Origin of the sequence: Planktothrix sp. PCC 11201 (assembly GCF_900009135.1) — a bacterium.
GTDB lineage: Bacteria > Cyanobacteriota > Cyanobacteriia > Cyanobacteriales > Microcoleaceae > Planktothrix.
Window position 1 is genome coordinate 42,707 of the sequence record NZ_LT797711.1, and the last position, 14,223, is coordinate 56,929.

General features: G+C 38.7%; 11 protein-coding genes and 1 CRISPR repeat array. Of the genes, 7 read left to right on the top strand and 4 right to left on the bottom strand.

Features of this window, described 5'->3' with window-relative positions; translation table 11 throughout:
* Positions 1-89 precede the first annotated feature (89 nt).
* From ilvN to PL11201_RS26930, 6 genes are all read left to right on the top strand, one after another.
* A complete protein-coding gene (gene ilvN / locus PL11201_RS22510) occupies positions 90-620 on the top strand; it encodes an acetolactate synthase small subunit (RefSeq protein ID WP_079681099.1) in 531 nt (176 codons plus the stop codon).
* Positions 621-1,026: 406 nt separating this feature from the next.
* A CRISPR array of direct repeats spans positions 1,027-2,270; the repeat unit is 37 nt; unit sequence GTTAGTTTCTATCTTTTCCCCGCAAGGGGACGGAAAC.
* Positions 2,271-2,452: 182 nt separating this feature from the next.
* On the top strand, positions 2,453-2,893 hold the full coding sequence (locus PL11201_RS27205; RefSeq protein WP_234996814.1) for a hypothetical protein: 441 nt from the start codon (positions 2,453-2,455) through the stop codon (positions 2,891-2,893).
* Positions 2,883-3,554, top strand: coding sequence for a hypothetical protein (locus tag PL11201_RS27210; RefSeq protein ID WP_234996815.1), 672 nt, complete (start codon positions 2,883-2,885; stop codon positions 3,552-3,554). Before PL11201_RS27205 ends, PL11201_RS27210 begins: the two co-directional genes overlap by 11 nt.
* 93 nt (positions 3,555-3,647) lie before the next feature.
* Entirely contained in the window at positions 3,648-4,094 is a 447-nt protein-coding gene (gene psbQ, locus PL11201_RS22520; RefSeq protein ID WP_079681100.1) for a photosystem II protein PsbQ, read from the top strand.
* A 150-nt stretch (positions 4,095-4,244) separates the two neighbouring features.
* Entirely contained in the window at positions 4,245-5,366 is a 1,122-nt protein-coding gene (locus PL11201_RS22525; RefSeq protein ID WP_079681590.1) for an NAD(P)/FAD-dependent oxidoreductase, read from the top strand.
* Between the two features lie 217 nt (positions 5,367-5,583).
* Positions 5,584-5,739, top strand: coding sequence for an arginine synthesis PII-interacting regulator PirA (locus PL11201_RS26930; RefSeq protein ID WP_197046309.1), 156 nt, complete (start codon positions 5,584-5,586; stop codon positions 5,737-5,739).
* Positions 5,740-5,834: 95 nt separating this feature from the next.
* Here PL11201_RS26930 and PL11201_RS22530 read toward each other — a convergent pair whose 3' ends face one another.
* Together PL11201_RS22530 and PL11201_RS22540 are read right to left on the bottom strand one after the other, a co-directional pair.
* Positions 5,835-7,043, bottom strand: a complete 1,209-nt coding sequence (locus tag PL11201_RS22530) for an RNA-guided endonuclease InsQ/TnpB family protein (protein ID WP_079681101.1) — start codon at positions 7,041-7,043, stop codon at positions 5,835-5,837.
* Positions 7,044-7,306: 263 nt separating this feature from the next.
* A complete protein-coding gene (locus tag PL11201_RS22540; RefSeq protein ID WP_079681103.1) occupies positions 7,307-8,479 on the bottom strand; it encodes a pyridoxal phosphate-dependent aminotransferase in 1,173 nt (390 codons plus the stop codon).
* Positions 8,480-8,560: 81 nt separating this feature from the next.
* On the opposite strand from PL11201_RS22540, the gene PL11201_RS26560 reads away from it, so the two are divergent.
* A complete protein-coding gene (locus tag PL11201_RS26560; protein ID WP_159451569.1) occupies positions 8,561-8,737 on the top strand; it encodes a hypothetical protein in 177 nt (58 codons plus the stop codon).
* A gap of 152 nt (positions 8,738-8,889) precedes the next feature.
* Here PL11201_RS26560 and PL11201_RS22545 read toward each other — a convergent pair whose 3' ends face one another.
* Together PL11201_RS22545 and PL11201_RS22550 are read right to left on the bottom strand one after the other, a co-directional pair.
* Entirely contained in the window at positions 8,890-9,345 is a 456-nt protein-coding gene (locus tag PL11201_RS22545) for a tetratricopeptide repeat protein (protein WP_159451570.1), read from the bottom strand.
* A gap of 412 nt (positions 9,346-9,757) precedes the next feature.
* Positions 9,758-14,140, bottom strand: coding sequence for a sacsin N-terminal ATP-binding-like domain-containing protein (locus PL11201_RS22550; RefSeq protein ID WP_079681105.1), 4,383 nt, complete (start codon positions 14,138-14,140; stop codon positions 9,758-9,760).
* Positions 14,141-14,223 lie beyond the last annotated feature (83 nt).

The following is a 14,223-nucleotide window of genomic DNA, read 5'->3' on the forward strand; positions in this document are numbered from 1 at the left end:
TTTTGTGGCTCTGGATTCGGTGTACAATCAACGATTAATATAGTTAGTTTTAAGTCGGGAGTGTCGTCCCAGATAAATTTGTAGCCAGTATGAAACACACCCTATCTGTTTTAGTGGAAGATGAAGCCGGAGTCCTGACGCGCATTGCGGGTTTATTTGCCCGTCGGGGGTTCAATATTGAGAGTTTGGCCGTGGGCCCGGCGGAACAATCGGGGATTTCTCGAATTACAATGGTGGTTCCTGGGGATGACCATATTATTGAACAGTTGACCAAACAACTCTACAAACTGATCAATGTTCTGAAGGTGCAGGATATTACGGAAGTTCCCTGTGTGGAACGGGAGTTAATGCTATTGAAAGTTAATTACAATAGTAGTACCACTCGTTCTGAGATTATTGAGTTGGCCCAGATTTTCCGGGCGCGGGTTGTGGATATTGGGGATGATTCCCTAACCATTGAGGTAGTGGGCGACCCGGGAAAAATGGTGGCTATTGTCCAGGTTTTAGGTAAGTTTGGAATTCGGGAAATTGCTCGGACGGGCAAAATTGTCTTGGTGCGCGAGTCGGGGGTCAATACGGAATTCCTGAAAAGTAAAGCTTCGGTGGAAGCGAGATTTTAGCTGAAACAGCAGAATCTTAAACCAAGTAGGGGCGAATGGCCATTCGCCCCTACCGTGGCTTCTCAGATTTGTCGGACGTTTTAACTCGGATTTGATTAACAAATTGGGGTTGAGCGTCCTATTTTATTGGGTTTTAGGGGGTTGTAATGTTTTGTAAATTTTTTTCATCCGTTGTCGCACGAAGCTAGAAAGCCTAATTCCATCAGAATAGGAGCTTTTTTAAGATTTTTATGGATTTGGGGGTTGACTCGTTAGGAGAATTCGGTTATAGTCTTGAATATCGAGAAATTTACAGGTTCGGGCAGTTGAAAACAACCTATTTTAGTTTTTATACCAGCCATACATCCGTAGTCTCGCGCAAACGCACTTTGAAAACTAAATAGGGTAAGGTTTCCAGAAGGGTAGGGTTAGTTTCTATCTTTTCCCCGCAAGGGGACGGAAACAGTTAGTGTATGTCCTTAAGTTTTACCTATTAATGTTAGTTTCTATCTTTTCCCCGCAAGGGGACGGAAACTACCCGTTGTGTCCTTCCACTTTAACTTTCGGTTTTGCGTTAGTTTCTATCTTTTCCCCGCAAGGGGACGGAAACTAGGTATCCCTTTAGCTACTAAGGCTAATGGTTCTGATGTATTAAAGGAGTGTTAGTTTCTATCTTTTCCCCGCAAGGGGACGGAAACGACGTATACCCCCTTTAATGGGTATACCTTTCTCATGTTCAGTTAGTTTCTATCTTTTCCCCGCAAGGGGACGGAAACGTTTTACGGTTAACACCTTCAGCAGCAGCAGCAGCTTGTCCTGTTAGTTTCTATCTTTTCCCCGCAAGGGGACGGAAACTTCAGGGTATAGAAACGACCCATTCATAATTCAAATCTTAGTGCATGAGTTTGGTTAGTTTCTATCTTTTCCCCGCAAGGGGACGGAAACCATTAGGCGGGTCTCTCTCATCATCTAAGAAAAGTTTGTATGTGTTAGTTTCTATCTTTTCCCCGCAAGGGGACGGAAACCAGACACTCAAGTGTTCGACAATATTGAGTGTCGATTTCTAGAAGGGAAGTTAGTTTCTATCTTTTCCCCGCAAGGGGACGGAAACTCAAGTATCCAATTGATTAAGTCCCTTTGGCTATCTATATCCAGTTAGTTTCTATCTTTTCCCCGCAAGGGGACGGAAACAGCTGTTGAACATGAAGGTGTTTGGCAATTACCAGAAGCAGTGTTAGTTTCTATCTTTTCCCCGCAAGGGGACGGAAACAATCAGAGTAGCTTGATATACTGACATTACAGAAGCAGTGTTAGTTTCTATCTTTTCCCCGCAAGGGGACGGAAACTTCTTCTCCAACCGACACACCAACAAAAACTTGAACTCCTTTAGTTAGTTTCTATCTTTTCCCCGCAAGGGGACGGAAACTACATAGTAATCAGTAGGAAATGATGCAAGACTTCCATCCATGTTAGTTTCTATCTTTTCCCCGCAAGGGGACGGAAACAATGAAAGTATTTTCCCATACTTGGATGAATTTAGCCATGGTATTGTTAGTTTCTATCTTTTCCCCGCAAGGGGACGGAAACTTCAGTGATGTTGAGAACATCGTAACTTGGAGTGTTGTAAACACCTGTTAGTTTCTATCTTTTCCCCGCAAGGGGACGGAAACTCAGAAACTGTAACAACGCTCAAGTGGTAATCTGTCAGGCATTTAAACGGCTACACATCCCCATAATTAAGGGTTTTTGGTCTTTTTGCAAAAAAAGTTGATTTTTAAGTCATTTTTACAAAAAATTGTTAAAATAGAGAAAGGTGAGCGATCGCGCAGTGTCGAAACTCATCAGAAACCATCATGAATCAAGAAGATTGTTTAGCCGTTTATCAGGCACTTGTAGAGATGCTAAACTCTATAAAATTGGGGTGGGTAACCGAACAAGTTGCCGATGTAATTAGTGCGGGAAAAACTACCGAAGAATTGGTATCAGGACGGAAATCTCCTGATTTAAAGTTAAATTATTATACACCCCAAGAACAACTATTACTTTTAATTAATGCGATTGAGAAATCCGTCATTAATACCGGAGAAATCGAAACAGAAATTCTGGATATTTTCAGCCATGAAGCCCAAAATAGTGATTTAAAACCAGAATTGAGATTTACCTCCTCGGTGGATGGAAAAGGTACAGTGTTTAAATATAGTATTGAATCTGTTAATAGCCGCCAACAACACCGCCAAGAATTAAAAAAATTGCTGGAACAATTACGTCAGGAGATGGAAACCGATGTCGATTAATACCGCTTTATTAGATAAGATAAATCAACAGTTAAAACAAAGTTTAAATCCCGATCTGCAAACCCTTAGAGATCTTGAGGATTGGTTTAAATTCTACATTTTCAATATTATTATCAAAGCCGCTCGGAATGAAGGAGCCTTAGTTTATTATCAAGATGTTTTGAAAAGAAATCCAGAAACCTTAGTGTTTCGCAGACGGGCGGGACAAATTTATGATCTGACCCAACCCTATACCCACGCCGTGATTGAATTTGAACAAAAACCGCCCTTAGAAATTCATTTGGGTGTGAAAATTCATGGGCGTTTAAGGGTGTTATATGATTGTGATGTTTGTGTTCTTTATAAAATGGAGGCCGAGAGTTGTCGGACGAATCAACGGGAACCCCGGGCATCTCGAATTTTTATGGCGATCAACTGTCAGCATTATGCCTCGGAATTGCGACTAGAATTTGCCCAAACTTTTCTAGCTTTTTCTTCGGAATTAAGGGTAGCGGGGGATTGTTATTTTGTTTCTAATAGTTCTTCCCCGGCCGTTGGTAAACTTTTGGCCAGTCGCAAACGAAAATGGGAATATGATATTGTGCCGAGTGAAACGAATAATGTCAATCGGTTAATGTATGAATTTCAGACAAAATTTAAGGACTTCAAAGCCAAAAGTTAGCCAAATGTCCCCGAATCTGCAACAATATTAGAATCCCTGATCGGAATAGATTGGGGATGTGTTTTTTTTAGTAACCTGAAAAACAGTTAGGATATGAAAGTTTATCGTTCAATTTTGGCCTGTGTCTTAGCCCTAGTCACAACGTTTGTGGTCGGTTGCAGTTCTCCAAAAGCGGCAATTCCCACCACCTACACGGAAATTCAAATTCAACAGATCCAAAAACATAACACTGATATTTTAGCCCTGCGCGATCGCTTTACTACCGAACTTCCCCGGTATATTAGCACTCGGAATTGGGTACAAGTGGACACCTTTGTGCATGGGCCATTGGGTTCATTGTTGCAAGAAATGAATTATATTACTAAAAATTTGTTGCCCGATGTCCAGTCGAAAGCTCGTGAATTGTCCAGAGAAGTGTTTGAACATTTAGTAACGGTTTCTAAAGCCGCAGAAGCCCGTGATCCCATTCAAGCGGCTTCGGGATATCAAGAAGCTCTGAAAGATTTAGATTCATTCTTGAGTTTAGTCCCCAAAGCTTAGTCAATTTGTTGTTGCGCCGTTGTTGCGCCGTTGTTGCGCTTCAGCGCACTCTTATTTCCCAGGGCTAAAGCCCAACAACTTATAAGAGGGGCTAAAGCCCAACAACGGGCAAGAGGGGCTGAAGCCCAACAACGTTTTTTAAGATTTTTTATGAATTCTATTGTTATTATTGGTTGCGGTGTAGTCGGAGCTACCATTGCCTATGAACTCTCCCAAAATCCAGATTTAAAGATTACTGTTATTGATCAAAATCCTCCGGCTCAAGGCTCAACAGGGGCGGCTTTGGGAGTTTTGATGGGAATTATTAGCCAAAAAACGAAGGGAAGGGCGTGGCGACTGCGAGAGTTTAGTATGCAGCGTTATGAAACCCTAATTCCCGAATTAGAAGGGATTACGGGTAAAATTATTCCTTTTAATCGCCAAGGTATTTTATTATTATCCTATGGGGAAGATGAATTGGAAAAATGGCAAAATTTAATCAATTTACGTCGAAGTCAAGGATTAGAATTGCAATGGTTAGATCCGGATCAAATTCAGGTTAAATATCCCCAGATTAATCCTGAAAAAGTATTAGGTGCGGTCTATTCTCCCCGGGATCGACAAGTTGATCCAACGGCTTTAACTTTGGCGTTAGTCGAGGCGGCTAAAAGTCGGGGGGTGACATTTCAATTCGGTGTTAAGGTAGAATCTTTAGAAACTATAAAAACAGCAAATAATCAGCAGGTTTGTCAAGGCTTGAAAACCAGTACAGGAGAATTTAAAAGTGATTGGGTTGTGTTGGCGACGGGGTTAGGAACAACGCCGTTAATTTCTGCAATTCCTAGGGAAAATGAGCCAGAAAAATTAATTAATATTCGTCCAGTTTTAGGACAGGCTTTGCAAGTTCGTTGTCTGGAAACCTTGGGAAATTTAGGATTTGAACCTATAATTACGGGGAATGATATTCATATTGTCCCATTAGGAAATGCGGAATATTGGATTGGGGCAACGGTGGAATTTCCCGAACACGGAGATGAGATTTTAGCGAGTTCTGAACTATTGGATTTAGTGTTAAAAGGGGCGATCGCAATCTGTCCGGCTTTGGAAAACGCCACAATTATGAAGCAATGGTCAGGGTTACGTCCCCGCCCTGACGGGATTCCAGCCCCTGTGATTGGGAATTTACCCGGGTTTGAGAATATTCTATTGGCTACTGGACATTATCGCAATGGTGTGTTATTAGCACCAGCAACGGCGGATCAAATTCGTGGGATGATCAGGGTTGAGGGTTGAAAAAAGGCACGCTCTAAAATAAATCAACCCGTAGCAGGATGACATAATTCCCATAAATCCCTCAAATTCCCCTAAGTATAAATACTCGATCTTGTTTTTTTAAAAAAAGCTGTAGCTTACGTTACAAAATTTTAAGATTTTTACCTATTTCATCCACTTTCAATCAAAGGAACTATATAATGAGGGGGTAAGCACAAAAGATTATCTAAAAAAGTCCATGTTAAACACAAACCTACGCAAAAACTCCATTAAACTGTCTGACGTCCATCGGGCTAATATTCAAAAAAGACTGGAACACCGCTTGGAAGTTGCTAGAGCTAATGGAGACGAGAATTTAGTTCGTGTTCTGGAAGCCGAAATGCGCCAGTTCTAAGAATTGTCCCTTCCTTGATCAGATATTTGTATTCAGCTAGGCAGTGGTAAAACCCATTTGCGTTAACCTTACTCCTAGAAGAATTTATGAGTGAACTACCCACACTTCTCTACGAGTAAGTGTGTGCTTCTAGCATCAACGGGAGGGGCATCAAAAGAAACAGAAGTTTGTTCTGGTGACTGACATCCCCTCAGACTAGCAGTATCGCTGGTTCCCAACGACAAAATCCGCAAGGCTTCATTCTTGATATTTACCGCAGCATTGATATCACGGTCATGGGTAGTTTGATAATGCTCACAAGTCCAACTTCTAATATCAAGTGGTAAACTACCGACTTTGTTTAGACAGACGTTACAAGTTTTAGAAGAAGGGAAAAATCTATCGATTTCGATATAGGTTTTACCTTCTTTTTCTGCTTTGTACTTGAGCATTGTGCCAAACATTCCCCAACCACAATCGCTAATTGATTTAGCTAACTTATGGTTTTTAACCATATTCTTAACTGCTAGATCTTCTACAGCAATAACTTGGTTTTCGTTAACTATCTTGCGGGATAGTTTGTGTAGAAAATCTTCTCGACAACGAGCAATCTTGGCGTGGACTTTAGCTACTTTTAATTTAGCTTTTTGTCTGCTATTACTTCCCTTCTGTTTATGGGATAATTTTTGTTGTTTACGTTTTAAGTTGCGCTGATGTTTAGCAAAATGTTTGGGGTTGCTATACTTGTCCCCATCACTGGTAATGGCAAAATGGGTTAACCCTAAATCAATCCCAATTGCTTTTCCATTGGTTGATAGATTGGGCATTTCCTTACCATCATCAACCAAAACGGAAGCATAATAATTTCCATCGGGATTCTTTGAGATAGTAACGGTTTTAATTACGCCTTGAAATTCCCGATGGCGCAAACAATAAACCAACCCAACTTTCCCCGGTAGTTTTAGATAATCTCCCTCAAATTTAACGTTTTGGGGATAACTGATTGATTGCTTACCGTGTTTAGATTTGAATCGAGGTAATCTTGTCCGTTTCTCAAAGAAGTTTTTGTAAGATACGGATAAGTTAAGAGCGACGACTTGTAGCGACTGAGAGTAGGCATCTGTTAACCAAGGATATTCCTTTTTTAACTCAGGTAACAATCCTTGAATAGCTTTCCTTGATAATCCTTTCCCTGTCGTTTTGTAGGTTTCTTGACACAAGTTCAGGGCATAATTCCAATACCAACGGCAACAACCAAAACTTTTAGCTAAGGCTGTTTCCTGCTCGATATTTGGATATATACGATACTTGTATGCTTGAAACATTGTTATTTTCAAAACCCTTTAATAAAGTCTAACATATAATTGTTAATTTTGTCGGGGTTGACCGAACAAAATTAACTTGGGGGAGTCCATGTATCCCACGCTGATTTCTAGTTATTTTTTGTTTTGTGAAATTCAGCGTGGGACTTATCGCTCCCCCAAACCCCCTCGTCAGTTAAAAATTCCCAAAGCCTGGTTATGTAAAATCACCAGGCTTTTTGGTGGTTTATCTATAATAATAGCGAGCGAGGACGGTTGCAGTGCTGCTATCTATTAATCTTAGATTGAACAAATTCCTCTAAACGTTTGATGCCTTTTTCAATCGTAGTTAAATCCGTTGCGTAGGATAAACGAATATGGTCATCATTGCCGAAGGCGTGACCGGGTACGGCGGCTAAGTGTTTTTCTTCTAGTAATAAATTACAGAAGTCAACGGAATTTAAACCCGTTTTGTCAATATTAATGTACATATAAAATGCCCCGTCAGGTTTGAGACAACTAATCCCCTGAATTGCATTTAATAATTTGAACATAACTTCTCGCCGATTTGCAAAAGCTAAACGCATTTCTTCTACACAGTCGAGGGAGTTTTCTAAAGCTGCGATCGCCCCATATTGAGCAAAAGTACAAACATTAGAGGTACTATGACCTTGTATACGAGTGGTGGCTTTAATAATATCTATATCCCCCGCTAAATATCCTAAACGCCAGCCCGTCATGGCAAAGGATTTAGCAAAACCACTACTAATTAAAGTACATTTATAGCTTTCAGGATGGGCGGCGGCAATACTTAAATGTTGAGCATCATCATAAATAATTTTAGAATAAATTTCATCGGAAACTACTAAAATACCCGCTTCCACAACCACTTCCGCTAAGGCGCGAATTTCCGCCGGGGTATAGACCATTCCCGTCGGGTTAGAAGGCGAATTTAAAACAAAAAGTTTGGTCTTGGGTGTAATCGCTTGGCGTAACATTTCCGGGGTAATTTTATAACCGGTTTCCGCACCCGTTGGCACAATAACTGGAATCCCTTCGACCAGTTTTACCATTTCAGGATAACTTAACCAATAGGGAGACGGAATAATCACTTCATCCCCAGGATCAACCACCGCCACCATCAAATTGTAGAGGGAATGTTTGCCCCCATTAGTAACAATAATATTGTCACTTTTATAGTCTAAACCGGTTTCTTTACTTAAGGTTTGGGCAATTAAGGAGCGTAACAGGGGTTCCCCTGCTGCTGGGCCATAGCGAGTTTTACCTTCATCCAGGGCTTTTTTCGCCGCAGCAACAATATGTTTCGGGGTATCGAAGTCCGGTTCGCCTACGCTAAAATTTAAGACATCCATCCCCTCAGCTTTCATTGCTTTTGCCTTCGCTGAGATCGCCAGCGTTACAGACGGCGGAACTTTTTCTACTCGCGCTGCTAGCTTCATATTTTAATAATCTCTGATTTTCTGTTTCAATCTTTAGATCTTAGGAGGGGGATTGCATCGTGGCAACCCATTTGTTACAGGATGGTAACATTATATTATGATTACCACGGTTTTTCTACCACAAATCTTAATCTGTTGAGGTTAAGCGGTGATTATTTAGGATTAAATATTAAGAAAATCGAAAATTTTGATCAATTTCTGATTTATGTAATTCGACAAGTTAACTCAAAACTTTATAGTATTTCCCATCTTGATTAATACATTTAAGTGTTTATTTTCTCCTTAACTCTGGAATTTTTTTGGCAATATAAGAATTACTGCATAAGAGTTTTGAGCGAGTATCAGATCTCGCTCCTCTGTACTCTTGCAAGTTTTTAAACCCGCTTTGATCGGCTTAAACCCTTGCCAATCTAACGATGATGTAGGGCTTCCGTATTTTGAGGATTGATTCTCAGCGCCTGATCATAATCTTGGATGGCTCCCGTGCGATCGCCCAATTTCAATCGAGCTAACCCTCGTTTAACATAAGCATCATCATTATTCGGGTCAATTCTAATCGCTTGATCACAATCTGCAACTGCACCCCGATAGTCTCCGAGTTGCCGTTTTGCATTACTTCTACCCACATACGCATTGACATCTTGAGGATCAAGACCAATCAACAGATTATAGTCTTGTAATGCACCTCGGTAATCTCCTATTAAATAACGGGAATTTCCCCGATTTAAATAGGCTGTTGTGTTATTCGGATCTTGATAGAGAAGTTGGGAATAATCTTCAATCGCTCCGTGATGATCCCCTGACAATGCTTTAAATAAAGCCCGACTTTCCAAATCTTGTAAATTTGATATCGGCACTTCATTCATTGCCGTGACCATTGAGTTAAAAAATTGTTCTTGCTTCCTAGCTTCTAATAATGTTTAACCTAAAGGGGTTCTGTTGAACCATTCATACAATAACCACCATAAAACCAGGCCAATAATAATACTGATTAAAATGTCCATAAGATGATGACTCCTATTTGCTCTCGTAATGTGAATGGGGCTGGTTTAATGAGATTCCAGAATCACCGTTGCAGTTAATCATCGCTTTAACCTCGTGACAATTTGTACAAGTTGTAAATTTTGACCTCTCTATCTATTGCTGCCTAACAAATGATTTACGCAAATTTCCTGAAAATTTTTGATCAGGTTTCGGTGGGGGAGAAGAAACCCTGTTTCTAGGGTTTGCAACAAGGACTCAAGGGTTCATCGGCTATCATATAACATTAGTTCAATTCTAATTCAATGGTTTGAATTGATTATCATCTATTGGACAATAGATTTTGACGTTTGGATGAGGTATAGAGTCTATTAATCTTTTCCAGTTGATTAAAACATCATTTTGAACAGGGTATTGAGGATCGCTGCGTTGCAAACCAATTAGAAAATCAATTTTTTCACTTTTGTAAGGTGCTGATGTTAAATCTTGTTCCTTCAGTTGTGAAAAAATGCTAGTGAAGGTAGACCAAACTTGCATGACACGAATTATTTTTTCAACTGAACTACTCGTATGAACAACAATTAGAAGTTCATATTTTTCTCGATTTTGAATATTCATCATTGTTGTCCATTCATTCATAGTTATGCGAATGACAGGAGTGCTAATAGCTTTCGCCTCCACTTTAAGCAATGGCTTCAACCCTTGTTGTTCTGTTGGTTGGGTGCAAAGAAAGTCAAACCCAGCAGGAGCTTCTTGTTTAACTATCTGTTGATAACCCAGCCATTTATAAAAAAGTTGTGACCATTTTTCCCCTAAAGCACCATATTCTGGATTGCCTGTACCTTCATATCCTGATGTAATAGTAGTTGTTTCATGGGAAGTTTCTTGTACTGAAGGTTTCTCAATTTCATTGTTTTCTTCATCAGGAGGAATGGGATCAGAAGTTGGTGCATAACCAAGAGCATCAAGAATTTCAGATGCAGCCTTGGGTGTTTTTGCCATAATCACTTCTTTGATACCTGCGGCAAATTTTCCAGCTTCTGCATTAGGATTAATCGCATAAGCAATTTCCCGCGCTATGTGAGGCCAGGGTTCAACTCCATTTTGTAATTGATAGTACAAAATATATTGATGATTTCCTTGGCTATAGTCAAGATAAACTTGTACTATTTCTTCAGTGCTTGAATGTAACTCAAAGTGATAACGGACTTTAATCAAGCTGACTTTTTTAACAATTAATTTTTCCAAGCAATCCAAATTTACAGCTTGAGAATTAGTCAAAAGCTGCCCTTGAATAACTCGCTTGATCAAAGATTTTCTATTTTTCAATCTTTTGGTTATGACTGGATCTACATTAGGATTGGTAGGCTCTAGTTGTGTTAATTTTGTTTGTATTGCCTGACTTAAAGGACGGACACCAACAGCTTCCATTGCATACCAAGATTCTGAGGGTCTAGGAATAACATTTTCGTTACTCTGGAGAAAAGTTAACTTTTCCAATAAATTCGGACGATCTACAAAAAATATCTGCTCAGGAATCGTTAAAAGTCGTTTAGCATTGGGAATTACTTTTTGGATACTCAAATTTTTAAATTTTTGTAGCTCGTTGTTATCATTTCCAAAACTATTTTCAATTTTAGCCTGGGTTAAAACTTTCCAACAATCAAGGAGTACCTTATAACTTTCGTCATCTAAGCAAAAATTATCATTTTCAAAATTTTTGCTAATTTCTTCAATCACGAAAATAGCATCAATTGGTTCTGGAGAGTCAGAAACCCCTAATTTTTGAAAAAGCGGATAATAAGGGTGTAAATGATCAGGTAAATGATAACGATATTTGCCAAAAGGATGATCATTCCAAAAAACTTTTTCAGGTTGAACATATTGGCTAGTTGCCAGATGAATAGTTGGGTTATTTTTTAGCCTTTCAAAATTAGTATCATCGATCTGATCAATGTTATTTTGTAAAAATTCATAGACTCGATGATCCAGTAAGTGACCTTGCCCAGAACAGGTTAATAGATGTTCAATCACTTGCTGGAGTTGAGGTTTAGCTTTAATCCCTAAAAAATCACTAAATTTATTAGCTTCAGCTTGCAGTTCAACCCTACGATCAATATCCAGAAATTTTACTTGAGTATCAACTAGATAATGGGAGGAGCTAGTAAAGATTTGATCGGGACAATACCATCGTGTTTCATCTCCTTTTACGGGCAACCAAGCCATAGATTTTAAAGAATTTATTGACTCAAGTTCTAACGTTCTTGATTTTAATGCTTCCCATCGTTCAGTCAGATGTTCAAAAATTTCTTGCATCTGTTTTCTTGTAGTTACTTTCGGCTCCTTTGCTTTCAGGGCATTAATGATTTGACAGATATGAATCAGGCTGGGTTGATCAACTACTTGTAGCCATTTCAAGAACTTTTGAGCTTTTTCTGCACAATTCTTTGGTAAGACAGCGATTTGGTTTTTCAAAGTCCAATTGCTAAAAAGTTTCCGAACAGATTCACTGTCTAAGTAAGCTTCATCAGCAGATCGAAACTGACCATCTTTGCATTCAATTAGAGGACATTGAGATAATAGTTGTCGAATCTGTTTGTTTGCTTCAATTTCTTCCAGATGCGTTGCTAATTGACAAACTAATTGACGGCACGCTTCCGGCAAAATTTGTTTTTCTTGGAAAGCTTTGGGAACTTGTTCACAAGCATACTCTGAAAAAGTTAAATATTTTGCCCCTAGATTTACCAAAAAATCTATGTGTCCACGCACATATTGAATATCCACCAATGAAGCTAAATTTAATGTGTCTTGAAAAGAACCAGGAATTGCCAGACCTTCTAAGGGGCGAAGTCGATCAGAACTAGGGAAAATGGACAATTTGCGAACACGATGTAACAGACTTTCAGATCGTAAAATATTTTGTTGATGATTTTCTAACCATCCGATAAGTTCAGGTATAAGGTTCCGATTATTATGCCATTGTTTTTCTAATTGTGATGTACTAATTTTCTCTAACAATTCAATAGCTTTATCAACACTGAATTTAGCAACTAAATCTTCAATTTCTTTGGGATTACCAGATGCTAGAAAAGGTTGCGTCACACCTAAACTTTTAAATAAAGTAGCTGATTGTGGTTTGGCGTGGCACAAGTTAATAGGAGGATATAGTTGGTTATCATCACTCAGGGCGATCGCACATTTTTTTAACTTATCTTTAGCACTTGTATCTTTCCCAACTGACTGACGAGTAAATAAAATTCCAACTTCTTTTGCTAACTGCTTTCGCTGAGTTTCAGACTTGATCCAATCAGGTACTTGATTTATAGGTATTGCTTTATCTAATCCCCACGCAAAAAGAGCATCTGCTAACATTGAGGCATCTAGTGAAATCACTCCAACTTTCTTGAGCAAACGAGAATAAGAGCGCAGATCAAAATGTACAATTGAAGAACGTTTGATTTTATCCAAAGCTTTCTCTAAAACTGCGGAAAGTTCATATTCTTCTTTAGCATCTAGTAAGCACACCTGTTGAGGGGACTGCCATTTTTTTGCTGACGTAAAAATTATTTCTGAAGACTTAACTTTAGGACTTAGTTTTTCCCAGAAAAATTTTAATAATGGATGCTGAGATTGTACCTCAATCTGGCTTAATAAACTCCAGAGATGTTTATGACCGAGAATATTTTTCAGATGTATTAGGTTTTGCTGAATGATCTCGGCAGCTGAGAAAATTGCTAATTTATTCCATGTACTTTGATCGTCTTGTTCTAAGCGAATTCCTTTGCGATCAGAAGTTGGGAAGAAATCTGCATTAATATGAAAAGGCAGTTCAGTTTTTTGTTGAGTTGGCAAGAAAGCATAGTAAAAGCCAGAAAAATTATCTTGATTGCTATCAGGAATAGCGACAACAACATCTGCTCGACGTTTCGTTTTGATAGTCAACTGAGAGTTGGCTTTTAATACATTAGCATATTCATTAAAATTCCCATCAAGAAGATACCAGCCTTCCTGAGTAGTAGTCTTCTTTAGTTGATTATTAACTTCAATGATAGTTTTTGTTTCATTTTTTATTTGTGAAACTTTTATAATTAAATTATTATCAATTTGAATTTCAATTTTTTTAAGATTTTGTAAAAAAATCAGTGACTTTGGAGCAACTTCAATCAGATCTTTTAAAAATTGAGCAACTGAAGCTGGAGAAATAATTCCTACTTCTAAGTTCTGACGAATTTGGGTATCTGAACTAGCCCAAGGAAAACAGAAACGAGTACCTGGAGATGATTTCTCTAACAGAACTTGTTTAATTATAGAATTAGATTCTTTTTCAGGATAAAAAGTCCAGTGCTTACCAGAAGATATAATTTCTGGGTGATCAGTAATTTGATAAACTGAGGTAAAGCCAATTCCAAATCTACCTATTGTCCATTCTTCATCCCGTCTGTCACCTCCAGCTAGTCTTTGCATTTTTTTAAAATCTTGTTCACTAAATTCGCTATCATTTTCAACAATCAGCGCATCCGTACAAATATTGAATCTGATCCAAGATGACTTAGAATCTTCTGCATTTTGAATCAACTCATAAGCTAATGTGAAAAATCCACTCAGATTCACTAGCTCTGTTCTTAAAAAATCTAAGATATCGATGCCTTGTGATAAGTATTCAGGAGATGAATTATTCATGCTTTGCTTTAACCTCGTGACAATTTGTACAAGTTGGAAATTTTGACCTGTCTATCTATTGTTGCCTAACAAATGATTTACGC